Source organism: Tissierella pigra, from assembly GCF_018917845.1.
Taxonomy (GTDB): domain Bacteria; phylum Bacillota; class Clostridia; order Tissierellales; family Tissierellaceae; genus Tissierella; species Tissierella pigra.
In genome coordinates this window covers 1,827,276-1,853,412 of sequence record NZ_JAHLPJ010000001.1, presented here as the reverse complement: position 1 = coordinate 1,853,412, position 26,137 = coordinate 1,827,276, and the positions used below count along the sequence as shown (strand labels likewise).

Here is a 26,137-nt window from a genome sequence, read left to right as displayed (position 1 = left end):
TTTAATATATGTATAAATTAATATTAGTAAGTAATTCAGATGCAAGCTGAGTCATTAGTTTTATTATCCAAGGTCCAAATAAAAGTAAAGATAAAAATACAGCAACAATTTTAGGTACAAAAGCAAGAGTAGCTTCTTGTATCTGGGTAACAGCTTGAATAATACTAACTATTAGACCTACAACCAAACTAATTATTAACATAGGGGCTGAGGCAAAAAGTACTGTTCGTACTGCATCTTGAGCTAATTTTAACATATCTACATTATTCATTCTATCACCCCTATTTAAATCCTAATACTAAAGATTTAACAATTAAGTTCCATCCATCAACTAATACAAATAATAATATTTTAAAGGGTAAAGATATTATTACTGGTGGTAACATCATCATTCCCATAGCCATTAATGTACTGGCAACTACCATATCAATAACTAAAAAAGGAATATATATTATAAATCCTATTTGAAACGCCGTTTTTAATTCTGAAATTATAAAAGCAGGAATTAATACATGAGTTGGTATTTCATCTAAAGAATTTACTTTACTAATATTTTTCATATTTAGAAATAATCCTAAATCCTTATCTCTAGTTTCCTTAAACATAAAACTTCTAATGGGCTCCATACCTCTTTCAATGGCAACATCCTGAGTAATTTCCTCTCTAATATAAGGTTGAATAGCCTCACTATTAACTTCAGTAGCTATAGGCGCCATTATAAAAAAAGTCAAAAACATAGCTAGTCCAATAATTACTTGATTGGGAGGAGTTTGTTGAAGCCCCAGTGCATTTCTAATAAAAGACAATACAATGAGAATTCTAGTAAATCCAGTCATCATTATTAATAACGATGGTGCTAAAGTAAGAATCGTTAAAATAAAAAGTAATTGAAGGGAAAATACATAATTCTGTGGGTTATTATTATCTTGTAAAGTAACATCTTTCCCAAATAAGGATATAGTAGGCTCAGCCCAACTAAAGTTTGAAAATATAACCACTAAAATAAGTGATATTATGATTATTTTAATACCTTTTTTCATTATCCTTGCCTTCCTTATCCTTATTAATATTAAATTTCCTAAATAAAGTTGTTATATTTGTACTTAGTTTTGATTCAGTATTACTTTGTTTTAAATATTTATCTAAATAATTATTAAACTCTTCTTCTAACACAGGAAATTCATCTTCCTCTATTATGTCTATAACAGTTGTGGCATTATTAGTTATAGACATAATATATACTTTGTTATTTATTTTAGTTATGATAATTTTAGAACCACCAGGAATATTCATTACATCTATTAAAGATATATATCTACTTTTAGCAAATCCTTTAAGATTTTTTGCAACAAGTTTAGTTCCATATAGGCTAAAAAATATAACTAAAACAAAAATTATAATATAAAAAACTAACTGTAGAATTGTTTTCGTTAAACTAATATCTTCATATCCCATTGCTTAACTTAAAACTTTTTTTACGGCTTCAACAACTCTATCAGGCTGAAATGGTTTTACAATAAAATCCTTTGCTCCAGCTTGTATTGCTTCTATTACCATAGCTTGTTGACCCATAGCAGAACACATAATTATTCTTGCATTGCTATTTATCTTTTTAATTTCTTTTACTGCGTTGATTCCATCCATTTCAGGCATAGTAATATCCATAATAACTAAATCTGGATCTAATTCCTTATACTTTTCTACTGCTTTTAATCCATTATCTGCTTCTCCTAATATATTAAAACCATTCTTAGTAAGAATATCTTTTATCATCATTCTCATAAAAGATGCATCATCTACAATTAATATACCATTTGACATTTCAAAGACCTCCTATTTCACCATTAAAATATTCTTTTATTCGAGCTTTCAATTTCTGTTACTCTTATACCAAAGTTATCATCAATAACCACAACTTCTCCCTTTGCAATATACTTTCCATTTGCGTATATATTCAAAGCTTCACCAACTAATTTGTCTAACTCTATAACAGTTCCTTGACCAAATTCCAGTATTTCACTAATTCTTTTATTTGCTCTACCTAATTCTACAGTTATTTCTATTGGAATATCTCCTACTAAATCGATGGAGCTGTTATGAGTTGCACTTGAAGAAATATCAAAGCTTTGAAATTCTGGTTTTTTTACTACAACTCTCTCTTCATTTACCTTACTTACATTATTATAATTCATATTATCAGTTCTATCAATATTATTTTGCTGGTTTTGTTGATTATTAAGTATATTATGACTATTTTGTTCTATAACTTCTTTTGAAGCTTCCACTATTTTCTCTATGGACTCCTTTTGTTCTATAGGATAGATTTCTTCAATTTTGGTTTCTTGTTCAATACTAGAAGAACCTAATAAATTATTAACCATATCTTTTCCAAATTCTAATGGAACCAATTGCATAATATTGCTATCTATTAAATCTCCTATAACAATTTTAAAAGATATTTTAATTATTGGATTAGACGTATTCAGTAATTCAAGTTTATTTTTTCCTTCACTAAAAGTAATTTCTATAGATTTTGGAGGTTCTATATCTATTTTTTTCATAAACATTTCAGATAATGAAGTTGAAGCGGAACCCATCATTTGATTCATAGCTTCACTAACAGCGCTTAGATCCAAGTCTGTTAATTCTCTTTCTTTATCAAACTCTTCTTTCCCCATCATAAGATCGGTAATAATCTTAGCATCATCTGTATTTAAAATTAAAATATTGGAACCTTCTAAGCCTGCCTTATAGCTGACATCTATGGCCACGAAAGGTAATTTGTAGTCATCTGCTAATTCATCTGCGGTTGTTATAGTTACTCTAGGGGTGGTAATATTCACCTTTTTATTTAACAATGTAGATAAAGTTGTAGCTGCAGTGCCCATACTTATATTGCCTATTTCTCCTAAGGCATCCATTTCCATTTCTGATAAAAATTCTTCATGATCTTCAAATTCAACTGTAGATTCGCCACTTGAATCACCCTTTAAAAGAGCATCTATTTCTTCTTGAGATAACATATCACTGGTCATTTACCATTTCACCATCCTTTACAACTTCAGTTATTTTCACAGCCATTTTTTTATTTATTACACCTATTTCGCCTTTAAACTTTATATTACTTCCTATCCTTATGGATGCTACATTGTTTTCAGTATCTGGTAATTTAATAACATCTCCTTGAGATAAATTTAATATATCCTTTACTGATATAGTTGTATTTCCCAATTCTGCTACCACCGGAATAACAGTATGGAGTATTCTTGTTTTTATAACGTCTACTTCTTCAGTTGAATGTTGTTTAGTAGAGGTTGTAAACCAGAATCTAGTATTTAGTTTATCTAATATTGGTTCTAATAATATATAAGGAATACATATATTCATCATTCCTTCTATGGAACCAATCTCTATACTCATAGTTATTAAGGCAATTGTTTCATTATGCGGAACAATTTGTGCAAATTGCGGATTTGTTTCAATTTTTTCCAGTATTGGATTTAGCTCTATTACATTACTCCATGCTTCCTTAATATCATTCACTATTTTTTGCATCATTTTTTTTAAAAGAGATAATTCAATCTCAGTAAAGGATCTAACCTCTTGATTTTCAGATCCATCTCCACCTAATAGTCTATCAATTATTGTATAGATTATATTAGGTGAAATATCTATAAGTATTTGTCCTTTTAAAGGTTGAAAGTCTATTATATTTAAAAATGCTGGATTGGATAATGAATTACTATACTCACTATAAGCAAACTGATCTACAGTTAAAATATCTGTTTTTGTGGAAGCTCTCAAATATCCTGTTAAAAAAGTTTGTAGATATCTTCCGAAATTTTCGTGGATAACCTCTAAAGTTCTTAATTGTTCTTTAGATATTTTTTGGGGATTTTTAAAATCATATTTTTTTAGTTTTTTAGTATTATCAACTTCTTGAATTTCTTTAACGTCAACTTCCCCAGTACTAAGAGCATTAAGTAGGGCATCAATTTCAGATTGTGACAGTATTTCAGACAATTGAATTCCCCCTTTATTGCATTATAAAATCATCAAAATATATGTTAGTTATACTTTCATCATTAAACAATTCTATAATGCTTTCCTTTAATTGATTTTGCAAACTAGTTTGCCCTTCTTTTCCTTTTAAATCTTCTTCTGTTAAATTCCTTATGATTTTATTAGCTTCATCTCTAATAAGAAATTGTTTCGCTGTTAAAGTCTCAAGGGTTTTTTCATTAGTGATTTCTATTGTGAACTTTATTTTTAATATTTTCTTGCTTTCTTTAATATTACAATACATATCCTCTAAAGTTAGAGAATAAGTTTTCATATCCTTTGGAGACTTCTCAATAGTCTTATTTGAAAAGAAAAATATACCTACGCCAATACCAGCAATTAATGATAAAAGTAAAATAATAATAATCATTAAAGTATTGTTTTTCGACATAATATCACCTCATTCTATTTTACTGCGGTTCTTGTTCTGTAGAAATATCATTTAGTATAACAATATCTACTCTTCTATTTCTAGCCTTATTCTCTGGAGTATCATTGGGAGCAACTCCTCTATAAAAACTATATCCAGAAGAAGATATTCTATTTCCCTCTATGTTTTCAACCTCCACTAAATATCTTAGGACATTAGTTGCTCTAGCAGAGGATAGTTCCCAGTTAGTAGGGTATTTTGATACTTTTACAATTTGGTCAGAGTCTGTATGACCTTCCACTTTAATTTGCCTGTTTGAAAATTCTTCTTGTTTTAAAAGTTCTGCTACTGTTTTTAAAATTTCCATAGATTCACCTTTGATTTCTGCACTTCCTGAATCAAATAATACATTATCCATAAATCTAATAACAATCCCTCTTTCTTCAGGTTTAATAGTAATCGCTTCTCCCAGATTTAAGGTATCAGCATATTCTTCTAAGTTTTTTAGAAGTTTGACAAGTTCCTCATCAAGACCATCTTCAAGCGAATCTATTGGAAAATCCAAAGTGGTTCCACCACTTAATACTCCAGCTCCCCCTTGAAAACCAGCCATTAGGCTTCGAAACTTTTCAGCGTCCACATTTGAAAAGGAAAATAGAAGAACAAAGAAACACAATAACAATGTAACTAAATCACTATAAGTAGTCAGCCATTCAGGTGCCCCCCCTTTTGCCTCTTCTTGTTTTCTCTCTCTAGCCACTATGCTACCTCCTTCTCTCCTTGATTTTTAACTTTAGTTCTCATTTCAGGTGGAATAAAGGTTTTTAGTTTTTCTTCAATTATTCTAGGGTTTTCACCTGCTTGAATTGAAAGCAGACCTTCTATCATCAATTCTTTAATTAGAACTTCTGATTTACTTTTTAATTTTAATTTTAGTGCTAATGGTATAAATATAACGTTGGCTAAAAATGAACCGTAAAACGTAGTTATTAAAGCTACAGACATATTTGGACCTATAGCCTTAGGGTCATCCATTTTTTGAAGCATATTTACTAGTCCTATTAAAGTACCAAGCATACCAAAGGCCGGTGCCGCCGATCCCATGGATTCTAATATTCCTTGACCTTGCGAGTGTCTCTCTTCTAAGAATACAAGCTCTGTTTCAAGAATATTTCTTACAAGCTCTGGATCAGTTCCATCTACTATTAACATAATTCCCTTTTTTAAAAATTCATCATCTAACTTCGAAGCATATTCTTCCAATGATAGTAATCCTTCTTTTCTTGCAACATTAGCTAAATTTATAATATCTGCAATTATTTCATTAGCTGAATCTATTTTATATAAGACAGTCTTTTGAAATACCTTTCCCATTTTAGCTATGTCTGATAATGAATAACTTATAAATACAGAAGCCACAGTACCTCCTAATGTAATTACAATAGAAGGGAAATCATAGTAGTCAATTAAACTTCCTGATGACATAATTCCCCATATTGTAAAACCAATTCCCAGAACCAACCCTATTATTGTTGCTATATCCAATCTTTACACCTCGTTTCAATTTATCTTCTTTCAAAATTATGTATCTCTGCTTTGTATCTAATTACCTTTTTTATTATTTCATCTACAGAATCTACTACTACAATTTTCTGTCCATTAGTAAGAGTAATAACAGTATCAGGTGTCTCTTCAACAAATAATATAAGTTCACTATTTACTACAAACTCCTTATCATTTAATCTCTTTACTTTTATCATATTTATCCCACCTTTTAAAGGATTAGGGTAGATAATAAAATCTACCCTATAGTATTATATTATCTCTTCATATTAACAAGCTCTTGTAACATTTCATCTGAAGTTGTAATAATTCTTGAATTCGCTTGAAATCCTCTTTGAGTAGTTATCATTTCAGTAAACTCAAGAGAAATATCTACATTAGACATTTCAAGATTGCCTGGACTTATGGCTCCAAGTCCAATTGTACTAGCTTTACCTAATTGTGGCTCACCTGAGTTTCTAGTATCTATAAAGTTGTTGCCACCTAGTTTTTGTAATCCCATAGGGTTATCAAACTTAGCCAACATCAATTGTCCCAAAGCTTTCCTCTCACCATTAGTAAAGACTCCTACAACTGTACCTGTAGCATCTATAGTAAATCCTTCTATTGTACCTGAAGTATTTCCAATTTTCCCCTCTGGTTTAAAGCCCATATCATTTGCATATTGATGTATATCTTTAAAAGTTAAATCATCCTCTTTATCCAAGATACTAATACTGTCCGAAAATTCACCAGAAGACTTTGGTATGGGAGTAGTAAAAGCTGTTCCATCTTTACTGTGTGTAAACTTAATACCGTTATTAATTTTAAGATTTATTCCAGCATCTGGAATAGAATCATCTACTTTTAATTTACCTTTACCATCAAAAATTAAATTTCCAGATCCAGGAGCACTAGTATCTGTTATATCGGTCTCTGTATAGTTACCTGTAGCTAAATCGGTTATTCTCTTAACACTGTATTTCCATGCACTGTCAGGGGCAGTAGTTGTTTCCTTTTCAAGTTCAAATGTTATCTTATATGAATTTCCAAGGCTATCATAAATCACTGTATCTACAGATTCTTTATGGCCAACATCTTCTCTACTGTCTAAATTTCCCTTAAACATTATCTTTTGAGTAGCCGTAGGCGCTTTAGTTTCAGACATATTTATTCTAATATTAGTTACATCTGAAGTTATATTCCCTTCACCATCTACTCCATATCCTAACACCTTATCTCCTTCTGCTGTAACTAAATTTCCATCTCTATCTAAAGTAAAGTTTCCAGCTCTAGTATAATATCTATTGTTAAAATTAGGGTCTGAAGATATTACAAAAAAACCATCACCATCTATCATAAGGTCTGTTGGGTTGTCTGTTCTTTGTCCAGGTCCTTTAGTGTGTATGGTGTTGATTGAACCTGTAGCTACACCCATACCTATTTGCTGAGGGTTTGTACCTCCTTTTCCCCCTTGTGGTGCAGAAGCCCCTCTTACGACTTGGCTAAATACCTCTTGGAAAGTAACTTGTCCTCTTTTAAATCCAACAGTATTTACGTTGGCTATATTATTACCTATGGTATCCATTTTACTTTGGTGTACCCTCAAGCCTGATACAGCTGAGTACATTGATCTCATCATATTTTCATTCCTCCATTTTTTGAGCAGCCATAGACCCTCTATCAATCAGGCCTATATAACTTCCGACTGGTCCAGTTATATTATTACTGCCCCATCAATATTAGTGAATATATTATCTTTTAATTGTTCTTTATTTACAGTTGTAATGATTACTTTATTATTAATATTAGCTATAAAAGCCTTATCATCTATTAATATTAAAGCATCTTTTACTCCCTTTTTTTCAGCTTTGGAGAAAGCTGATTTTAACCTTGCCATTTCATCTGAAGTTAAACCCATATCTCTACTGCTAAGTCTTTCTGCAGCATGTTTTGAAAACTTAATTTCCGTTTCTTTATTTTGAATTTTCTCCAATATTTGATCAAAATTTTTATTAGAATCGATTTGTTTTCTTTCAATAGGTTTTGATGAAGTAATCAATCGGTTTTCAAGTTGTCTAATATCTATTTTACTCATAAGAACAGCTCCATATTAATCATCTATTGTGTTATCGTCTGCTGGTTTGTCGCCTTCTTCTCCCTCTGGTCCATCAACTGGTGGCTCTTCTACCTCAGGTGGTTCACCTAGATATGCTTCCATTCCTTTTCTAATGTTAGTAATTTCTTTTAATATTTCAACATTAGCTTTGATTTGATTTAGATTTGTTATCTCCAATAAATCCAACATTTCCTCTGATGCACTAACCATATTTTTATTTAGGTCTGTCATCTGATTGTTCAAGTTTTGCATTTGCTCTAATGAACTAAATTGTGCCAATTGAGCAATGAATTCTCTATCTTCCATAGGATTAAGAGGGTCTTGGTGAGATAACTGTGTAGTCAGTAGTCTTAAAAAGGCATCTTTATCTAAATCATTGCCTTTTTTCTTTTCAGCCGAATTATTATTTTTTTCTCCAAACTTATAAATATATTCTTCGTATTTATTATTTACTTCCATATTAAACCTCCTATTTAAGCAAGTAAATTGAGAGTACTTTCTGAGTATATGTCATTTGCTTTATTTTGTACACCTAATGTTTCCTCATAATTTGATGCTACCTGTTTATTTTCTGCCTTGATTTTTAGCCTTTTATTGTTTTTATTGAAGTTGAATTGATTAGGATTATGTTTATTAAAATCACTACTATTTCCTACAAATACTTCAAAAGTCTTAATTTCTAATCCACTATCCTTTAGCTCTTCTCTTAACTGGATTAAATTATTCTCTATAATCTCTTTAGTTCTTTGATTATCTACCATTACCTTTGCTACTACTGTGTTTTTTGTAACTTCAATATTCATCAACATTTCACCTAAAATCTCTGGTTTTAGCCTAATCCTAATTTCATTCTTTTCATTAGTTAAATCAACCCTTACCTTTTCCACTATTTGATCTATAACTTCTTTAGGATTTATTGGTTCTGTTTTTTCTGCTTCTGTTGAAATATTTCTAGTATATTCTATATCTTGTTTCTGTATTGAAAAAGCAGATTCACTGTTGATTTTATCTTCTTCACTACTTAATTTTACTGAGTTAGACTCTACATCTTCTTTAGATAATTCTTTAGAATTGTTTTCCTCTAAACCATTTGTTGGTTCTTCTTTTACTGGTGGAGCAATTGGTTTTAGATTCAATTCATTATCTGAAGTATCTTCATTCATATTTTCAATATTTTCCTTCATCTCAACTTTTGGCTTTATTTCCTCAGAATTAAAATTTAAATTTTCTTCTGGAATTTCATTATTTTCCAAGCTTAATTTAGGTTTTTCCTGATTTTCTTTATTGACAGTAATATTATTTAAGTTTTCCAAATCAATCTTACTATCAACTATATCTTTAATATCTTGATTTGTTCCTAAGCTTTCAACATAAATTTCCTCAGTTTTTAAAGCCAATTCTTTTGGTTCAATTGCAATGGAAACATCTTGTTCCTTAGGTAATTCTGTCACATTCGCTTCCTCTAAAGTTGTTATGTTATTAGATAAAAACAATAGATTTTCATATACTATTTTTTTCTTATTTTCTTCTTTTTCTACTTTATCTGAATCCTCTACCATATCTGTTTCTTCTATGTCTTCTACTTTGTTTTTTGTATTAGATTTTTTAGGCTTAGTTGAATCTATATTATTCTTAGTGTCTTCTTTATGATTTTTATTATTTACTGATTCTAAGGTAGAAAAAAAGTCTTTACTTTTTTCAATACTATTTTCTTTACTTACTTCAACATTAGTATTTATAGATTGTTTTAAATCAAAAAATATAGCTTTCACTTATTTCACCTCCTTTTAATTAATAATGATTACTTTTTTCTTAGTTTTTAGGTTGTGCTAAGAGTCTAGTAACCTGTGAAGCCTTATCAGACTCCATATAATCTAAAACCTTAGATAAGGTTTGATTTTTCATTTTTGATAATACATCTACAATAATAGTCCTATCTGAAAGTTCATAAACTTTTTCTGAACTTATTTCCAAAGAGGTTATTGTATTTGTATTTTGCATCATTTTTTCAACAATTTTAGCTACTTTATCAGGAGCCATTTTTTCATATATTACAACAAGGTCATTTACTTTACTAGAATATTCATTTAAAAATTCCATAGTCTTACTTACGTTACTGGTTATATTAGTTTCTGATTTTGTTAATTGTTCTTCACGGATTATTGCAGAAAACAAATCCTCTATAAAATTTTCATCTTTTATCCCTGCTAATAATTCAGCTGATTTTAATGCAGATAAATGGCTATATATAACTGCTAGTTTATTTAGAGAATAACTGTTTGTATTGCCAATGGTTTCTATCGTTACATCTAAAGGTTTAGTTTCATATACCTTTGCTAAATCAATCAAGGTATTTACTTCATTTGTCTTTTCGTTGATTATTACTTCAATTGACGTTTTTTTGCTTTCTTCAAAAGTATTTAAAATATAATTTCTTACATCAGAGTCTATATAATATAAAACTTCTCCTAATTTATCTGTCTTTACTTCGCTTAAAACCTTTAAAAAATCTCTATCTGCAAACTTCTTTTCTATTTCCAACAAAGAAGCCAATGTATCTTGTTTTTCAATTCTACTTACTTCTAATCGAAACTGTTCCATTTCTTCCTCTTGAGCCTCTTCATATATTGAAAATAATAAATCCTTCCTTAGTTCCATATTTCTAACTTTTAATACTATTTCCTCAGTTTTAGAGTTAGAAATATTATTCATTTCCTTTAGCACATCTATATAGAGCTTTTCGTCATCCTTTTTTATTATATACATTTTATCTGCTGCTACATTTGGATCTAAATCTATATAGTGTTTGGAAAGATAAATTATTTTTTCGTCTTTTTCTAATTCTGTAGGATAATTTCTAAAATGTTCTCCCACTACCCCTGGCATTTTTCTTAATATTTTATTTGCATTGTTCTTAAATTTTTTATTTGTACTATACATAAGGCTCATTATTCCTAAGGGTACAAGAACTATACTAATGATTATAATAGTTATAATTTTAGATATTTTATATTTTTTCTTTGATTTTTCATTCTCATTTCTATTTTCAACATTTATTGTTTCCATCTTCTTGCCCCCTATTGTTGGCTAGTGTTAAATGTAACTATACCATCAACTAACTTTTCCTCTTGTCTTTTAGATTCTATGATAAATTCTTTATAATCATTTTCTTTTAACTTTTCAAAAGCTTTTTTTTCTTGCATTGCAACTAAAAGTTCTTCTTTCGCTTCTTCTAACTCAACTTTCATTTCTTCTATTTTTATTTCTTGCTTTTGAATGGTTACAGATATATCCTGTAAATAACTATTATATAGTTTCAAATTGCCAATATTGGTTCTTTTAGCTGAGTTGTTTTTTTCTACAACTAAATTCGCTTTATGCTGGTTAAAACTTACTAATATTTCTTCCTCATTATTTAACCTTGAATTTATATCTCCATATTTAGCTTTTTTTAAATCTTCAATATTTTCTTTATAGTTTAGTACCTTTTCTAACCTAAAGCTATAGTTCATCAATGTACCTCCATAAGTTTTAGTTTAATTTTTCAGAAATCTCGTTCATTAACTTTATTGTTTCTTCAAAGGTTGATGTTTTTTGAGTTTCTTGCTTTAAAAAGCTTTCTATATCATCGATTAACTCAATAGCTGTGTCAATTTTTTTATTTGAACCTCGTTTATATGCTCCAATGTTTATTAAGTCCTCAGCTTCTTGGTAAACAGCCATAATATCTTTTATAGAGCCTGCAGTTTGTATATGTTCTCTACTTGCTATGTTGGGCATTACCCTACTTATACTAGCAAGAACATCTATTGCTGGATAATGATTTGCATTTGCAAGTTTTCTAGATAAGACAATATGTCCATCTAATATTCCTCTTGCAGTGTCTGTTATAGGTTCAGTTAAATCGTCTCCATCTACTAATACTGTATAAAGACCTGTAATGGTGCCTTTATCAGATGCTCCTGTTCTTTCAAGTAATCTTGGCATAGTAGCAAAAACAGAAGGAGTATAGCCTCTAGTTACAGGTGGCTCTCCTATAGCTAGTCCTATTTCTCGTTGTGCCATGGAAAATCTAGTTAGAGAATCCATAAGCAACATTACATTTAAACCTTGATCTCTAAAATATTCTGCTATTGCAGTAGTTACCATTGCACCTTTAACTCTTATTAGGGCGGGCTGGTCTGACGTTACAACCACTACCACAGATTTTTTTAGACCATCTTCCCTTAAATCATTTTGAATAAACTCATTAACTTCTCTTCCACGTTCTCCTATTAAACCTATAACATTTACATCAGCAGTACTATTCCTAGAAATCATACCCATTAATGTACTTTTACCTACTCCAGATCCTGCAAAAATCCCTACTCTTTGACCCTTTCCACAGGTTAGTAAACCATCTATTGCTCGGACACCTACTGATAAAGGCTCTTTTATAACCATTCTATCTAAAGGACTTGGAGGTGAACTGGAAACTGGATAATATTTATTAGACTTAATAGGTCCTAAATTATCCATGGGATTTCCTAATCCATCAAGTACCCTTCCTATTAGTTCATCTCCTACATTGACCCTAAGCGTCTTTCCACTGCCTACCACTATACTTCCACTGGCTATACCTTCCATTTCTCCTAATGGCATTAGAAGAATCTTATCCTCTTTAAATCCAACTACTTCGGAAAGAATAGGTATATTACTTTTATATGGATAGATATAACAAAGTTCACCAATAGTTGCCATTGGACCATTTGACTCAATAGTCAGTCCAGTTACTTTTGTTATCTTTCCAGTATATTTCATGAACCTTTTTTCTTTTACTGCTGCTGTATATTTTTTAATATTAATTGTATCTTCCATATCATCACTCATTATTTAGTATTGTTGTTAAAAGTTCTTTTACTTCTTCTAGTTGATTTTTAAGACTTGCGTCTATATTTCCCTTAGAAGTCTCTAAAATACAATCACCTTTTTTTAGGGAAATATCATATTTAATATCTAGTTCTGTTATCATACTAGCTTTGGCTAGTATTTCTTCTTTAGCTATCTCTAATATATTATAATCCTCCTTAGACACTACTATGGTTAGCTTATCTGTTAAATCTAAATTGCTAATTCCATTTAACACTAAAGAGACTATAAGTTCGTCGTCTTCTTCTGTTTTTTTATTTATAACCTTTTCATAAATACTTATTACTAACTCCACTATATCTTCTTCTAATTCTTTAAGAAGATTGTTTCTAGTGCTTATATATGACTCTTTTATATTTAGTGCTTCTTTTATTAGTTCATCAGACTTAACTTTTCCTTCTTCATAACCTTTTTCATGACCTTTTTTATATCCTAGTTCATGTCCCTCTTTATATCCTATTTCTTTATGTTCATCTAAAATCTCTTTAGCTTTTATATATGCTTCTTCTATTATAGATTCTTTCTGTTCTTCAGCATCTTCTACTATTTTAGCTGCTTTTTCTTTTGCTTTATCTACAATTATTTTATATTCTTTTTCTGCTTTTTCTTTTTCTTCTTCAAAAATCTGTTCTATTGCTTTTCTACTTTCATCTTCAGCCTTAGTATCGTCTATTATTCTTTTTGACTCTGTCTGTATTACTCTAAAGGATTTAATAATATTAGACAATTATCTCATCTCCCCCTCTAGGAGTAATTATCTCTCCATCATCTTCTAATTTTCTAATGATGTTTACTATATTTTGTTGTGCATCTTCCATATCTCTAATACGTACAGGTCCCATAAATTCTATGTCCTCTTTAATCATTTCAACTAAACGTTTTGACATATTATTAAATATAAGATTTTTAACTTCCTCACTAGCTCCTTTAAGTGCAATAGCCCATTGAGCATTATCAATTTCTCTTATAACTCTTTGGATGCTTCTGTTATCAAGGGTAATAATATCTTCAAATACAAACATTCTTCTTCTGATTTCTTCACTTAATTCCGCATCTCTGACATCCAATTCTTCCATAATATTCTTTTCTGTACTTCTGTCTACAGAGTTAAGTATATCTACAACTGCACCTATTCCGCCAGTAGTTGTATAATCTTGAGCCAGTATATTTGAGAATTTATTCTCTAAAATTGATTCAATTTCTTTTACTACTTCTGGTGAAGTCCTATCCATTATTGCTATTCTCCTTGTAACATCTGATTGCTTTTCAGGAGGCAAACTTGAAAGAAGTTGTGCTGCCTGCGCTGACCCTAAGTAAGACAATATCAAAGCAATTGTTTGAGGATGTTCATTCTGTATATAGTTTAAAAGTTGGTTAGGGTCAGCCTTTCTTATGAATTCAAAAGGTCTTACATGTAATGAAGATGTAAGCTTACTAATTATATCAATAGCTTTATCAGACCCTAAAGCTCTTTCCAGTACATCTTTAGCATAATTTATTCCACCTTCAGAAATATACTCCTGTGCAAGACATATTTGATAAAACTCTTCAATAACAACTTGTTTTTCTTCTGGAGAAACCATCCTCATATTTGCAATTTGCAAAGTAAGTTCTTCCATTTCTTCCTCATTTAAATGTTTAAATATCTCAGCAGATTTCTGAGGTCCTAGAGCAATAAGTAGTATTGCCACCTTTTCTTTCCCGTTAAATTGTCTCTTAGACATATTAAATTCTCCTATTCATTTAACCAATTTCTAAGCAACTGAGCAACTGCATCAGGTTTTTTCTCAATAAACTTATCAATTTGAGCCTTCATTTTTGATTCCTCTGCTTCAAAATCCAAATCTGCAACTTCTAGTTCTATTGTAGATTTTTCCCCAAGAATTCTTTCTAATTCTTTTTCAGCAAGTTCCTTAGATTTCTTTCTTCTATATAAAACTATACCTATTATTAATATAATTAGTGCCAATAAAATTCCAATATATAACCATCTATTAGTTCCTTCTTGAATAACATTACTGTCTGCTACCTGCTTAGTATTGAAGCTTGCTGCTTTTACTTGAACTTGCTTAGTATCTAAGCCTGTTGCCGCATATATTAGATCAGTGAATTCTTTTTCCATTTCAGGAGTCATCTCTCCATCTATTAGAGCATCTTTATTTATTAATACTGCCACAGTAACACTCTCAACTTGTCCTGGAGCTTTGTTGATTTCTTTATTTATTTCATTTAATTCATTGTTTATTATTCTACTTACTTTATCGTATCTACTTGAACCATCATCTAATGTATTATAGTCTTCTACATTGGTTTCTGTTCCTGGTGCTCCTCCTATTGCTCCTCCTACCATATGTTCCTCTACCTCTTCTAAAGAACGAATTAGTCCTTCTTCACTTCCTTCTAAAGGAGTAGCAAACTCAGTTATGGTGGTTTTCTCCATATCCATATTTATTTTTACACTTGACATTACATCTACATTGTTAAATCCAACAACGTTTCCTAAGAATTTTTTTATACTTTCATTTATTTTAGCTTCTATTCCGTTTTTTACCTCAAACTGATCCACTGAAAAAATGTTTTCTTCATCTTCTTCACCCAGTAATCTTCCCTCATTATCTACTACTTTAACATCTTCTGGAATCATATTTATAGAACTTGCTACTAAATGCTTTATTGCTTTTACTTTTTCTGGTGATATTGGCCTATTATCCGATTTTACAATAAAAACGGATGCTGTAGTTTTATTATCATCATTGTCTAACACAAAGTTAGTAGCTTCTTTTTGCTCTATAAATACTTCAGCACTATGTATTCCATCTATCTCTGATATTGTAGATGCTAATTCACTTTCATCAGCCTTTTTCATTCTCTGTTTTTTATCATAATCAGTCATAGTCCAGCTACTATCGTTAAAAGCATCCATATATGTATAGCCTTCTTTGGGTAATCCGTATGTAGCCAATTCTATTTTTATACGATTTTTGTTTTCCGCTGGTACTAAAATACTTTTTTGATCTTCCCCTGTTTTCCAGGCGACGCCCATTTCATCTAGCTTAGTAGTAATTTGTCCCATATCTTTTAAACTTAAGTCTCCATATAGAACTTCATAGGGCTTACGTGTTAACATAAGAATAAGTGCAGTTACAGCAAAAATAACAAATAAGCTAATAAATGCCAATTTAATTTTCTTTTTCTTATCCATTTCCTTCCAATGTTCTATTACCTGTGTTTTTAACTTATGTATCGATTCTTGCACTGTTGCACCTCTCTCTATCATTGTTAAATTTGAATTCTCATAATTTCTTTATATGCTTCTACAACTTTACCTCTTATGGCCATAACAACTTGTAGAGCAGTATCTGCCTTATCAGCAGCTATTGTAACATCATGAAGGTTGTCCACTTCTCCTATGGCTAACATTTTTTTATACTCTTGACTTTCTAATTGCATTTCATTGACTTTATCCAAGGCATTATTTAATAAGCTACCAAAGCTGTCTGCTGTTTTAGTGTTTGTTATTTTGTCATTTTTTGTAGATAGTAAACTATTATAATTATTAATTTTATTTATATACAATATTCTTACCTCCTACCAATATCTAAAGCTTTCATTAACATAGACTTAGATGCGTTCATAGCTGTTATGTTAGCGTCATATGAACGCTGAGCACTGATTAAATCCACCATTTCTTTTACAGTGTCTACATTTGGTTTCTGAACATATCCATTTTCATCAGCATCTGGATGTCCTGGTTCATATATAAGTTTAAAAGGAGATTCATCTTCAACTATTTTACTAATCTTAACGCCCTTACCACTTATTTTATTGCTATATTTACTTAGCTGTTCTTCAAATGATGTGGATTTATTTTCTTCAAATATAGCTATTTGTCTTCTATAAGGCATTCCTCCTGTTGCCCTTGTAGTATTTACATTGGCCATATTCTTTGTAATTATATCTATTCTAGTTTTTTCAGCTGTTAAAGCACTGGCTGATATATTAATTGGATTAAAAAGACTCATAATTATTTACTCCCTTCAGTAATAACATTTTTAATTTTATCGAATTCACCAGTTATTTGTCGTACCAAAGCATCGTACATAATAGTATTTTTAGCTAAATCCCCAGACTCTATATCTATATTTACATTGTTTCCATCTATTCTATAAGATGTAGATTTATCTTCTACAACCATAGGAGAAAATGAACTTCTACCTACATCAATGTGATTTTTATGAGTCTTTGTTAGATCTATTTTTCTACTATTTATACTTTGCTTTAATTGATCTTCAAAAGTTACTATTTTTCTTTTATAATTCGGAGTATTTTCATTAGCCATATTATGAGATATCGCTTTATGTCTTTCCCAAGTTCCATCTAAAGCTTTTTGATAAAAGTTGACATTATTATACATACCCTTAAACATTAAATCACCCCACAATTTTATAATATAATCATATCTTAATTGAAATAATATATCAAATTATAGTTATATGACATATTACATCCTTTTTCTGCCTATTATTCCCTTTTTCGCCTTTGATACTAATATTTTACAATTTTCACATGGTTAATTCAAGCTTTAAATGAATTAAATATTTAAATCATTACTAAAGTCCTAAAAAAAAGAATAGTAAATTTACTATTCTTTTGACTTTAAAAGTTCGTCTATTAACTTATCATTTAATATTTTAATATGAGTTCCCTTCATACCTAAGGATCTTGATTCTATAACTCCTGCACTTTCAAACTTTCTTAGTGCATTTACTATAACAGATCTGGTTATTCCTACTCTATCAGCTATTTTACTTGCAACCAGTAGTCCTTCATTACCTTCTAGTTCTCTAAATATATGTTCCATAGCTTCTAGTTCTGAATAAGAAAGAGTTCCTATTGCCATCTGAACAATAGATTTTTTTCTTGCATCTTCTTCTATTTCTTCAGATTTTGCTCTTAATATTTCCATTCCTACAATAGTGGCACTATATTCTGCTAAAATAAGATCCTCTTCAGTAAATTCTACTCCAAATCTAGCTAGAACTAATGTACCCAATCTTTTTCCACTACTATTTATCGGGATTACAGTTGCTATTTTATCTGGATAAGGGCATTCTGATATTTGGTCAAAGACACAATCAGTAACTTCTCTCATATTCTCGTTTGTTTCATTGTATCTTAATAGTTCCTCATTGTATTTTTTAGGGAATCTTTTTTCCTTAACTATTTCTGCTTGAACTATATCACAATCAAAGCCTGATGCCAACTCATATCCTAATACCTTACCACTAGTACTGGCTATATAGACATTGGCTTTAAGTATATCACTAAGTATCTCGCTTAATTCTGAAAAGGAAACTGGTTTTGTACCATACCCTTGTAATGTCTTATTTAATCTTCTAGTCTTCTGTAATAAACTTTCCACTAATTAATCCTCCTTTTAAAAATATAATTTATTGTCTATAATTTCTATCACTTATTGTAATATTTAAATTATCATACTATGATTTTACTACAAAAATATAATATTGTACAGAAAATTTTAATTATTTATACTTTTTTGATTTCACTATAACCACAATCTTTATCCATACAATTAAGTTTGTTTTCTTTCTTAGTTCTTTTTATAACCATAATCCCTTTACACTGTGGACATCTTTCTTTAACTGGTTCATCCCATGAGACAAAGTCACACTCTGGATAATTACTGCATCCATAGAAGATTCTACCTTTTTTTGATCTTCTTTTTACAAGATTTCCATTACATTTAGGACACTTTATGTCTAACTCATCTACTATAGCTTTAGTATTTTTACATTCTGGATATCCAGGACATGCTAAAAATTTACCAAATCTACCATGTTTTACTACCATGTTTTTACCACATTTTTCACATATTACATCAGATACTTCATCTTTAATTTCAATTTCCTCAATTTCTTCTTCAGCCTTTTTTAATACTATTGCAAAATCTTTATAAAAATCTTCAACAACTTTAACCCATGGCAAATTTCCTTCTGCAATTTCATCAAGTTTTTCTTCTAATTCTGCTGTAAATTCTTCATTTACAATATCCTTGAAGTACTCTATTAATAACTCATTTACTAAAAATCCTAACTCTGTAGGCACAAAAGATTTTTTATCTAAGTTAACATAGTCCCTAGATAAAATAGTGGCAATTGTAGGTGCAAAGGTACTTGGTCTACCAATTCCCAGTTCCTCTAATATTTTAATCAGAGAAGCTTCTGTATATCTGCCAGGTGGCTGAGTAAAATGTTGATTTGGTATGATTTTATTTACTAATAGTCTATCTCCTATATCCAATAAAGGTATTTTCATATCCTTTTCTTCTTCATCACTGGTAACATAAATTCTTAAGAATCCATCAAACGTAAGTTTTGAACCATTAGATTTAAATAAAACATCATTACTATTTATAGTAACAGAAATAGTATTATAAACTGCCGGAGTCATCTGTGACCCTAAGAATCTTTCCCAAATCATTTTATAAAGTTTAAATTGATCTTGAGTTAAAGAATCCCTAATTAAAGTGGGAGTTTTAAGTATATCAGTAGGTCTTATACCTTCATGGGCATCTTGAGAATCCTTCTTAGATTTATTTGTATAATCATTACCATTGTTTGTATACTTATCTCCATAATTTTCTTTAATAAATGAAATTGCTGATTGTATTGCTTCTTTTGACACTCTTGTGGAGTCAGTTCTCATATAAGTAATTAATCCTACAGATCCTTCTCCTTTTATATCAATTCCCTCATATAATTGTTGAGCAACAATCATAGTCTTTTTTGTGGTAAATCCTAGTTTTTTTGAGGCATCTTGCTGTAAAGTACTTGTAGTATATGGGGGATATGGATTTCTTCTTTTATTTCCTTTTTTTACATTAGTTACAACGAAGTTGTCTAAATCTATTTTGTCTAAAATTCTATCTACTTCTGACTTATTCTTTAAATCAATTTTCTTTTCTTTATTTTCTATATTTTCACCATAGAAAGTAGCATCAAATTTTTCTTTATCTTTTTCTAAATTTGCTTTTATGCTCCAATATTCTTCAGGTATAAAGTTTTGAATTTCATTTTCTCTATCACAAATTAACTTAACTGCTACAGATTGTACTCTACCTGCACTTAATCCTTTCCTTATTTTTCTCCATAATAAAGGACTTATTTTATATCCTACAAGTCTATCCAGTACCCTTCTAGCTTGTTGAGCATCAACTAAAGATAAATCTAGTTCTCTTGGTTTCTTAATGGCATTTTTTATAGCATCTTTAGTTATTTCATTGAACTCTACTCTAACTTTATCCTTTTCATCTATACCTAAAATATAAGCTAAATGCCATGATATTGCTTCACCTTCTCTATCAGGGTCTGTTGCAAGAAATATTTTTTTTGATTTTTTAGCTTCATTTTTTAATTCTTTTATGACAGGTCCTTTACCCCTTATGGTTATATATTTAGGTTCAAACTGTTTATCGATGTCAATTCCCAATGTACTCTTTGGTAGATCTCGTATATGCCCTACTGAAGCTACTACTTTATAGTTTTTCCCTAAAAATCTTTCAATAGTCTTTGCTTTAGCTGGTGACTCGACTATTACTAAGTTTTTTTGCAATATTTACACCTCCATTAAGTAAATCTAGCAAATAGTAAATACTCTACTAGATAATTCCTTAACTATACCTTTTAGTTCTAGTATTGTTAGTATACTATTTAATTCAGCTATATCTATTCCCAATTTATATGAAATAGCATCTAAGTGCATGGGTTCTTCTTCTAAAATCCTGATTATATTTATCTCTGTTTCACTATAATTTGAATAATCAATTTCAGTCTTTTTTTGCATTTTATTTAAAGATAGTTTTTCTTGAAGCTCATAAATTTCCTCAATAATATCGTCTATTTCTAGAAGTGGCTTTGCACCATCTTTAATTAGCTTATTTGTTCCAACACTAAATATGCTATTAATATTACCTGGCAAAGCAAACACATCCCTACCTTGATCTATTCCATGATGAGCCGTAATCAAAGACCCTGATTTTTCTTGAGCTTCAATTACTACTACTCCCAAAGACAGTCCTGATATTATTCTGTTTCTTTGAGGAAAGTTATAGGCTAAAGGTGGAGTTCCCAGTGGAAATTCAGAAATTATACATCCCTTTTCTCCTACTTCTTTATATAAAGATAAGTTTTTCTTTGGATAGATAACATCTATTCCATTTCCAATAACTCCTATTGTTCTTCCTCCATTATCTAAAGCAGTTTTATGAGCAATGGTGTCTATACCTAAAGCTAAACCACTGATAATTGTAATTCCTAAATCCAGCAATTCCTTTGTGAATTTTTCACAAGCCCATTTTCCATAAGAAGTGGCTTTTCTAGAGCCAACTATGGCTATTCCTAAACTATCTTCTGGTAAAATAGTACCTTTTGTATAAAGTACTTTGGGATTATCATCTATATATCTTAACCTTTTTGGATAATTTTCATCATATATTGTTATTATATTAATATCATGTTTTTCTATATTATAAAGCATTCTTTTTATATTATCTTTATTTTTATTATATATTATTTTTTCTTTTACTTCTTTTCTTATATTTTCTATGGAATAAATTTGTTCATTATGAACCTCTAATATTTCTCTTAAATCATTAAAATCATCAATTATTTTATTTATATTACTATTTCCTATGCCCAAACTATTTAACCAAATAAGAACTTCCCTTTCAGTAATATCCATATTGGCCTACCCCCAATATTTATTATCTAACGTTCTATATCTTATGGCTTCTAATATATGTTTATCTTGTATTTTTTCTTCACCATCTAAATCGGCAATTGTTCTAGATAATTTAAGTAGTTTATTATATGTTCTTCCACTAAATTTATATCTTTCAAAAGCCAGGTTCATTATGTTCTCTGAGGAATTTGTTAAATTACAATATTTCTTTATATCTCTAGTAGGCATTTGAGAATTAGTAAAAATTCTATTACCTTTAAATCTTTCCAATTGAATATCTCTGGCTTTTTTAACTCTACTCCTAATAATTGAAGATCTTTCTTCATTATTATCTTTTTGTAAATCATCATATTTAACTGGTGAGACTTCTATATGAATATCAATTCTATCTAGTAAGGGATTACTAATTTTCCCTAAATATCTATCTATTTGATTTTGAGAGCAGGTACATTCATGCAAGGAAGATCCATAGTATCCACATGGACACAAATTCATGCTGGCGATGAACATAAACTTAGCTGGATATGTTAAACTGGCACTTGTTCTCGAAATAGTAACAACCCCATCTTCTAATGGCTGACGCAATACTTCCAATACATTTTTAGGAAATTCAGGCAATTCATCTAAAAATAAAACTCCATTATGGGCCAATGATACTTCACCAGGCTTTGGAATTCTTCCTCCACCTATTAGAGACGTAGCTGATGCTGTATGATGCGGGGACCTAAATGGTGGATTTTTAACTAAAGAATTAGAAGGTAATAGTCCTGATATACTATATATTTTAGTAACTTCTATAGACTCTTCAAATGATAACTGTGGCATTATAGTAGGTAGTCTTTTGGCTGCCATGGTTTTTCCAGCACCTGGTGGACCTATTATAATAATATTATGTGCTCCAGCAGCAGATACTTCCAAGGCTCTTTTAAGACTTGCTTGACCTTTGATGTCAGAAAAATCTAAAAGATGTTCCTCAGTATTTAAATCTATTAATTTTTTCTGTCTTATATAGGGGGTTATGCGTATTTCATTGTTCAGAAAATCTACTACTTCCTTTAAATCTCTTATGGGTATTATCTCCATATCTTCCATGACATTACACTCATCTTTATTTTCATAGGGAACTATACACCTTGAAATATTTAATTGTCTCATGGCAATTACCATAGGCAATGCACCTTGGATTGGATTTAATTTCCCATCTAAAGAAAGTTCTCCAAGAAAAACAGTATTATCTATATCAAATCCCGATATAATTCCAGATGATTTTAAAATACCTATTGCAATGGCTAAATCTATCTGTGAGCCTTCTTTTTTTAAATTAGCCGGTGCTAAGTTAATAGTAATTCTACTTAAAGGAAATTCATATCCACTATTCTTTATAGCTGCTCTGACACGCTCCTTAGATTCTTTTATAGAAGTATCTGCAAGTCCAACTATGTTAAAAACAGGAAGTCCTCTTGATAAATCTGTTTCAACTTCTATAATATTTCCATTTAGTCCCTGCAATACACAAGTATTGATTTTTGAATACATAATAAACCCCTCTTTTATATGTAATTATTATCTTATTACCTGGGTAATAGTGAAAATATGCTTTATATCAAGTTTTATCAACAAAAAGAATTCTGAATATGATTTATTTTTAAATTTGGTGTCAGATATACTTCTATTATGTCATATCTCATCTGATAGTCTAATAATCTGTTTTGTTTTATATATAATTGAGAACAATAAATAATTTTTTCTTGCTTTTTTCTATTAACTGCTTCATATGCGTAACCAAATTTTGTATTTGTTCTTGTTTTAACTTCAATAAAAACCAATATATCTTTATCTAAAGCAATCAAATCAATTTCTCCAATTTTATTTCTATAATTTATATCTAAAATATTATATCCATTTGAAACAAGATATTCTTTAGCTATCAATTCTCCTTTTCTACCCTTATCTATATTGTTTTCCATACATTTTACCTCTTTCAGTATCTAAATTATATATATAGAAAATTATTTCTGCCACAGCATCATACAACTCTTCAGGAATCATTTCATTTAGTTCAAGTCCCATAAGACTTTCAACTAAGTTTTCGTCTTGATAAATAATAATATCTTCTTCTATTGCTTTTTCTATTATTTTCTCTGCAACAATATTTTCACCTTTGGCTATAACCCTAGGTGCTATTTCTTCCTTATTATATGACAATGCTACAGCTTTATTTTGGGCTTTTTTCTCTTTTTTCATAATATTTACACCTTTAAATCTAATATATAAGTTGGGTTTGGATTAGGAGCTATGGAATCTAATATTTCTATATTATTATCTACTATAAATTCAATCCTGTCTAGACTATAACCTATTAATCGAATTTTTTCAATCAAATGTTCTTCTTTTGACTTAAATAATTCTAAATCTTCATTCTTTACATTTATCTTTATGTAAAGATTTTTAGATAACAATTCACAAGATACCTTAATATTTCCTAGATTATGAGTTTGAAGATTTATAAATACATTGACTTTATCATTATATGATTTTTTTCTTTTATCTTTTTTTATTAAGGTTATTATTCCATCTAGAGGACTTTTTTCATGTTTAATAGGAAAAAATACAAATGATAAATCTTTATTGATTTCTCTTAAAAAATCAATTTTAGTTTCAAGTCTACTTATTTCTTCCTTTACTTCTTTATCTAAATTATTATTTTGATTGCTAATAATTTTTTGTAGTTCTGCTATTCTTTCATCCTTATTCAAATTAATATTTTTGATTAAATTTTCCTCAATGAGCTTAAATTCACCTTTAGTAAGTTCGAAGGGTTTTAACTTACCTAGTATATTGTCTATTTCTTTAAAGTCTTTTGAAAATTCTATAGGGTCTTCGTTAAATGCTTTTATATTTTTTATATTATTTAAGGAAGGTTTTATACTGTTCTTTAGAAAAAAACTGATTATCTTAATATCTGTATCAATAGTATCTGACTTAGTATTACCAGTTTCATTTTTTCTTAACATATTTTCTTTTATAGAATTTTCTTTTGTTATGTCTTCTTTTATTATACTTTCTTTAACCTCTTCTAATGTACTTATTTTTTCTTGATTTCTCATGGAAGATTTTATTTCTGTTCTTATGAAATCTTTAATTTGCTGACTTATATCTTTATGTTCTGCATATTCATTTTTGTCTGTAATTAAAAAAGATCTTATGTCAGCTTTTTCCATTAATAACTTATTATCTTCTTTTTCTCCATTGTCTGGATTCAATAGAATTACCTTCTGATTATCTTCTAAATTAGATAATTGATATAGCTTTTCCAATGTTTTCAAACAATAGTTTAAGTTTTTTTCAGTTATAGGTATATTATATTTCATCAAACTTTTCACCAGCTCAATTGATTCTTTAGTCTCTTTTATATTTAAATCTTTCAAGACTTTTACAATAGGATAATCTTCTGCTTTTTCATTTGTTTTAATTGATATGTTTTTTTCTTGTTCTTGAGGTAAAGGCTTTAAGTGAATCTTATTATCTTCAAAAGATTTCACTAAAAATGAAATTTCATCATTTACTTCTATATTAAAGTCTGTATCTAAACTAGCTTCAAACATACCATGATTTTTAACGTCAATAATCGCAGTTTTATTTAATATCTCTATAATTTTTCCTTCTAAGATATTTCCTTCTTTGAAAAGATTCTCTCTATTATTTAAAATTATATTATTTAGTAAAAGACTGTGGATTCTCAATTACATCACCCTTTTAAAATCTACTTTAATATGTTTTTTAAAAACGTTAATCTGTGAATAGATGATGGTCCTAATTTTTGTATAGCTTCTCTATGTTCCTTTGTACCATATCCTTTATGCTTTTTCAAGTTATATCCTTCAAACTCTTTATCCCATTTTATACATAATCTGTCTCTAAATACTTTAGCAATAATAGATGCACATGCTATTCCATGAGACTTGTCATCCCCCTTTATAATAGATTCTTGAGGAATATTTAAACTAACTTTTTCTGCATCTATAAGTAAAAAATCTGGCTCTACCTTATTTTCTTCTCTATCTTTTAGATTTTCTACTGCATATTTCATAGCCAGACGAGTAGCTTCTTTTATATTGATTTCATCTATTATATTAGAATTTACTCTTCCTATACCACAAGCTATAGATTTTAAAAGTATTTCGTCATATAAAGCCTCACGTTTCTTTTCGGAAAGCTTCTTAGAATCCTTTACTCCATTAATGATTAGTCCCTGTGGCATTATTATTGCACAAGCCACCACATCTCCAGCCAAACAACCTCTTCCTACTTCATCTATACAAGCAATCTTTCTATATCCTAATGACTCAACTTTATATTCAATTTCTAGCACAAGC

Annotated in this window: 31 protein-coding genes; all 31 read right to left on the bottom strand. The window is 29.5% G+C overall.

Annotated features, from left to right (window positions below):
- Position 1: 1 nt before the first annotated feature.
- Positions 2-271 carry a flagellar biosynthesis protein FliQ gene (fliQ, locus tag KQI41_RS09030; RefSeq protein WP_154438145.1) on the bottom strand — a complete coding sequence of 90 codons (270 nt, stop codon included), beginning with the start codon at positions 269-271 and terminating at the stop codon, positions 2-4.
- Between the two features lie 10 nt (positions 272-281).
- Positions 282-1,040, bottom strand: coding sequence for a flagellar type III secretion system pore protein FliP (gene fliP, locus KQI41_RS09025; protein WP_154438147.1), 759 nt, complete (start codon positions 1,038-1,040; stop codon positions 282-284).
- Positions 1,024-1,455: a hypothetical protein gene (locus tag KQI41_RS09020; RefSeq protein WP_154438149.1), complete on the bottom strand. Its 432-nt coding sequence runs from the start codon at positions 1,453-1,455 to the stop codon at positions 1,024-1,026. Before KQI41_RS09020 ends, fliP begins: the two co-directional genes overlap by 17 nt.
- Positions 1,456-1,458: 3 nt before the next feature.
- Complete coding sequence (locus KQI41_RS09015; RefSeq protein ID WP_154438151.1) at positions 1,459-1,821, bottom strand: response regulator; 363 nt, start codon at positions 1,819-1,821, stop codon at positions 1,459-1,461.
- 23 nt (positions 1,822-1,844) lie between these two features.
- Complete coding sequence (gene fliY / locus KQI41_RS09010) at positions 1,845-3,035, bottom strand: flagellar motor switch phosphatase FliY (RefSeq protein ID WP_154438153.1); 1,191 nt, start codon at positions 3,033-3,035, stop codon at positions 1,845-1,847.
- Positions 3,025-4,023 carry a flagellar motor switch protein FliM gene (gene fliM, locus KQI41_RS09005; protein ID WP_154438155.1) on the bottom strand — a complete coding sequence of 333 codons (999 nt, stop codon included), beginning with the start codon at positions 4,021-4,023 and terminating at the stop codon, positions 3,025-3,027. The genes fliY and fliM overlap by 11 nt, the downstream gene beginning before the upstream one ends.
- Before the next feature lie 13 nt (positions 4,024-4,036).
- Complete coding sequence (locus KQI41_RS09000) at positions 4,037-4,453, bottom strand: flagellar basal body-associated FliL family protein (protein ID WP_154438157.1); 417 nt, start codon at positions 4,451-4,453, stop codon at positions 4,037-4,039.
- A gap of 19 nt (positions 4,454-4,472) precedes the next feature.
- Entirely contained in the window at positions 4,473-5,192 is a 720-nt protein-coding gene (locus tag KQI41_RS19280; protein WP_216585151.1) for an OmpA family protein, read from the bottom strand.
- The gene (locus tag KQI41_RS08990; RefSeq protein ID WP_154438159.1) at positions 5,192-5,977 is read right to left on the bottom strand and encodes a motility protein A; all 786 of its coding nucleotides are present in this window, start codon (positions 5,975-5,977) and stop codon (positions 5,192-5,194) included. The genes KQI41_RS19280 and KQI41_RS08990 overlap by 1 nt, the downstream gene beginning before the upstream one ends.
- Positions 5,978-5,997: 20 nt before the next feature.
- On the bottom strand, positions 5,998-6,192 hold the full coding sequence (locus tag KQI41_RS08985; protein WP_154438161.1) for a flagellar FlbD family protein: 195 nt from the start codon (positions 6,190-6,192) through the stop codon (positions 5,998-6,000).
- Between the two features lie 59 nt (positions 6,193-6,251).
- On the bottom strand, positions 6,252-7,616 hold the full coding sequence (locus KQI41_RS08980) for a flagellar hook protein FlgE (RefSeq protein ID WP_154438163.1): 1,365 nt from the start codon (positions 7,614-7,616) through the stop codon (positions 6,252-6,254).
- A 75-nt stretch (positions 7,617-7,691) separates the two neighbouring features.
- A complete protein-coding gene (locus tag KQI41_RS08975) occupies positions 7,692-8,072 on the bottom strand; it encodes a TIGR02530 family flagellar biosynthesis protein (RefSeq protein WP_154438165.1) in 381 nt (126 codons plus the stop codon).
- 15 nt (positions 8,073-8,087) lie between these two features.
- Positions 8,088-8,552 carry a flagellar hook assembly protein FlgD gene (locus KQI41_RS08970; RefSeq protein ID WP_216585149.1) on the bottom strand — a complete coding sequence of 155 codons (465 nt, stop codon included), beginning with the start codon at positions 8,550-8,552 and terminating at the stop codon, positions 8,088-8,090.
- Positions 8,553-8,566: 14 nt separating this feature from the next.
- Positions 8,567-9,865: a flagellar hook-length control protein FliK gene (locus KQI41_RS19275; protein WP_154438167.1), complete on the bottom strand. Its 1,299-nt coding sequence runs from the start codon at positions 9,863-9,865 to the stop codon at positions 8,567-8,569.
- A gap of 40 nt (positions 9,866-9,905) precedes the next feature.
- A complete protein-coding gene (locus KQI41_RS08960; RefSeq protein ID WP_154438169.1) occupies positions 9,906-11,159 on the bottom strand; it encodes a MotE family protein in 1,254 nt (417 codons plus the stop codon).
- A gap of 11 nt (positions 11,160-11,170) precedes the next feature.
- A complete protein-coding gene (gene fliJ / locus KQI41_RS08955; RefSeq protein ID WP_154438170.1) occupies positions 11,171-11,605 on the bottom strand; it encodes a flagellar export protein FliJ in 435 nt (144 codons plus the stop codon).
- Positions 11,606-11,624: 19 nt separating this feature from the next.
- Entirely contained in the window at positions 11,625-12,950 is a 1,326-nt protein-coding gene (gene fliI, locus KQI41_RS08950; RefSeq protein ID WP_154438172.1) for a flagellar protein export ATPase FliI, read from the bottom strand.
- A gap of 4 nt (positions 12,951-12,954) precedes the next feature.
- Positions 12,955-13,728 (bottom strand): FliH/SctL family protein, encoded by a 774-nt coding sequence (locus tag KQI41_RS08945; RefSeq protein ID WP_154438174.1) that lies wholly within the window; start codon positions 13,726-13,728, stop codon positions 12,955-12,957.
- Entirely contained in the window at positions 13,721-14,725 is a 1,005-nt protein-coding gene (gene fliG / locus KQI41_RS08940; protein WP_154438176.1) for a flagellar motor switch protein FliG, read from the bottom strand. Before fliG ends, KQI41_RS08945 begins: the two co-directional genes overlap by 8 nt.
- An 11-nt stretch (positions 14,726-14,736) precedes the next feature.
- On the bottom strand, positions 14,737-16,257 hold the full coding sequence (fliF, locus tag KQI41_RS08935; protein WP_195837877.1) for a flagellar basal-body MS-ring/collar protein FliF: 1,521 nt from the start codon (positions 16,255-16,257) through the stop codon (positions 14,737-14,739).
- A gap of 23 nt (positions 16,258-16,280) precedes the next feature.
- Positions 16,281-16,577 carry a flagellar hook-basal body complex protein FliE gene (fliE, locus tag KQI41_RS08930; RefSeq protein WP_154438180.1) on the bottom strand — a complete coding sequence of 99 codons (297 nt, stop codon included), beginning with the start codon at positions 16,575-16,577 and terminating at the stop codon, positions 16,281-16,283.
- 5 nt (positions 16,578-16,582) lie between these two features.
- Positions 16,583-17,023 (bottom strand): flagellar basal body rod protein FlgC, encoded by a 441-nt coding sequence (gene flgC / locus KQI41_RS08925; RefSeq protein ID WP_154438182.1) that lies wholly within the window; start codon positions 17,021-17,023, stop codon positions 16,583-16,585.
- A gap of 2 nt (positions 17,024-17,025) precedes the next feature.
- Positions 17,026-17,427: a flagellar basal body rod protein FlgB gene (flgB, locus tag KQI41_RS08920; protein WP_154438184.1), complete on the bottom strand. Its 402-nt coding sequence runs from the start codon at positions 17,425-17,427 to the stop codon at positions 17,026-17,028.
- A gap of 216 nt (positions 17,428-17,643) precedes the next feature.
- On the bottom strand, positions 17,644-18,423 hold the full coding sequence (gene codY, locus KQI41_RS08915) for a GTP-sensing pleiotropic transcriptional regulator CodY (RefSeq protein ID WP_216585147.1): 780 nt from the start codon (positions 18,421-18,423) through the stop codon (positions 17,644-17,646).
- A 125-nt stretch (positions 18,424-18,548) separates the two neighbouring features.
- Positions 18,549-20,633, bottom strand: a complete 2,085-nt coding sequence (gene topA / locus KQI41_RS08910; RefSeq protein WP_154438186.1) for a type I DNA topoisomerase — start codon at positions 20,631-20,633, stop codon at positions 18,549-18,551.
- 24 nt (positions 20,634-20,657) lie between these two features.
- On the bottom strand, positions 20,658-21,761 hold the full coding sequence (gene dprA, locus KQI41_RS08905) for a DNA-processing protein DprA (protein ID WP_154438188.1): 1,104 nt from the start codon (positions 21,759-21,761) through the stop codon (positions 20,658-20,660).
- A gap of 6 nt (positions 21,762-21,767) precedes the next feature.
- Entirely contained in the window at positions 21,768-23,297 is a 1,530-nt protein-coding gene (locus KQI41_RS08900) for a YifB family Mg chelatase-like AAA ATPase (protein WP_154438190.1), read from the bottom strand.
- Positions 23,298-23,374: 77 nt separating this feature from the next.
- Positions 23,375-23,728, bottom strand: coding sequence for a YraN family protein (locus KQI41_RS08895; RefSeq protein WP_154438192.1), 354 nt, complete (start codon positions 23,726-23,728; stop codon positions 23,375-23,377).
- Entirely contained in the window at positions 23,709-24,005 is a 297-nt protein-coding gene (locus tag KQI41_RS08890) for an EscU/YscU/HrcU family type III secretion system export apparatus switch protein (protein ID WP_154438194.1), read from the bottom strand. The genes KQI41_RS08895 and KQI41_RS08890 overlap by 20 nt, the downstream gene beginning before the upstream one ends.
- A gap of 5 nt (positions 24,006-24,010) precedes the next feature.
- Entirely contained in the window at positions 24,011-25,504 is a 1,494-nt protein-coding gene (locus KQI41_RS08885; protein ID WP_154438196.1) for a hypothetical protein, read from the bottom strand.
- Between the two features lie 20 nt (positions 25,505-25,524).
- Positions 25,525-26,133 (bottom strand): ribonuclease HII, encoded by a 609-nt coding sequence (locus KQI41_RS08880; protein ID WP_216585146.1) that lies wholly within the window; start codon positions 26,131-26,133, stop codon positions 25,525-25,527.
- Positions 26,134-26,137: the final 4 nt, after the last annotated feature.

What these genes read in the sequence shown, in the direction of transcription:
- fliQ (WP_154438145.1), bottom strand. Translation starts at nt 271, where the DNA reads ATGAATAATGTAGATATGTTAAAATTAGCTCAAGATGCAGTACGAACA.
- fliP (WP_154438147.1), bottom strand. Translation starts at nt 1,040, where the DNA reads ATGAAAAAAGGTATTAAAATAATCATAATATCACTTATTTTAGTGGTT.
- KQI41_RS09020 (WP_154438149.1), bottom strand. Translation starts at nt 1,455, where the DNA reads ATGGGATATGAAGATATTAGTTTAACGAAAACAATTCTACAGTTAGTT.
- KQI41_RS09015 (WP_154438151.1), bottom strand. Translation starts at nt 1,821, where the DNA reads ATGTCAAATGGTATATTAATTGTAGATGATGCATCTTTTATGAGAATG.
- fliY (WP_154438153.1), bottom strand. Translation starts at nt 3,035, where the DNA reads ATGACCAGTGATATGTTATCTCAAGAAGAAATAGATGCTCTTTTAAAG.
- KQI41_RS09000 (WP_154438157.1), bottom strand. Translation starts at nt 4,453, where the DNA reads ATGTCGAAAAACAATACTTTAATGATTATTATTATTTTACTTTTATCA.
- KQI41_RS08985 (WP_154438161.1), bottom strand. Translation starts at nt 6,192, where the DNA reads ATGATAAAAGTAAAGAGATTAAATGATAAGGAGTTTGTAGTAAATAGT.
- KQI41_RS08980 (WP_154438163.1), bottom strand. Translation starts at nt 7,616, where the DNA reads ATGATGAGATCAATGTACTCAGCTGTATCAGGCTTGAGGGTACACCAA.
- KQI41_RS08975 (WP_154438165.1), bottom strand. Translation starts at nt 8,072, where the DNA reads ATGAGTAAAATAGATATTAGACAACTTGAAAACCGATTGATTACTTCA.
- KQI41_RS08970 (WP_216585149.1), bottom strand. Translation starts at nt 8,552, where the DNA reads ATGGAAGTAAATAATAAATACGAAGAATATATTTATAAGTTTGGAGAA.
- KQI41_RS08960 (WP_154438169.1), bottom strand. Translation starts at nt 11,159, where the DNA reads ATGGAAACAATAAATGTTGAAAATAGAAATGAGAATGAAAAATCAAAG.
- fliJ (WP_154438170.1), bottom strand. Translation starts at nt 11,605, where the DNA reads ATGAACTATAGCTTTAGGTTAGAAAAGGTACTAAACTATAAAGAAAAT.
- fliI (WP_154438172.1), bottom strand. Translation starts at nt 12,950, where the DNA reads ATGGAAGATACAATTAATATTAAAAAATATACAGCAGCAGTAAAAGAA.
- fliG (WP_154438176.1), bottom strand. Translation starts at nt 14,725, where the DNA reads ATGTCTAAGAGACAATTTAACGGGAAAGAAAAGGTGGCAATACTACTT.
- flgC (WP_154438182.1), bottom strand. Translation starts at nt 17,023, where the DNA reads ATGAGTCTTTTTAATCCAATTAATATATCAGCCAGTGCTTTAACAGCT.
- flgB (WP_154438184.1), bottom strand. Translation starts at nt 17,427, where the DNA reads ATGTTTAAGGGTATGTATAATAATGTCAACTTTTATCAAAAAGCTTTA.
- dprA (WP_154438188.1), bottom strand. Translation starts at nt 21,761, where the DNA reads ATGGATATTACTGAAAGGGAAGTTCTTATTTGGTTAAATAGTTTGGGC.
- KQI41_RS08900 (WP_154438190.1), bottom strand. Translation starts at nt 23,297, where the DNA reads ATGTATTCAAAAATCAATACTTGTGTATTGCAGGGACTAAATGGAAAT.
- KQI41_RS08895 (WP_154438192.1), bottom strand. Translation starts at nt 23,728, where the DNA reads ATGGAAAACAATATAGATAAGGGTAGAAAAGGAGAATTGATAGCTAAA.
- KQI41_RS08890 (WP_154438194.1), bottom strand. Translation starts at nt 24,005, where the DNA reads ATGAAAAAAGAGAAAAAAGCCCAAAATAAAGCTGTAGCATTGTCATAT.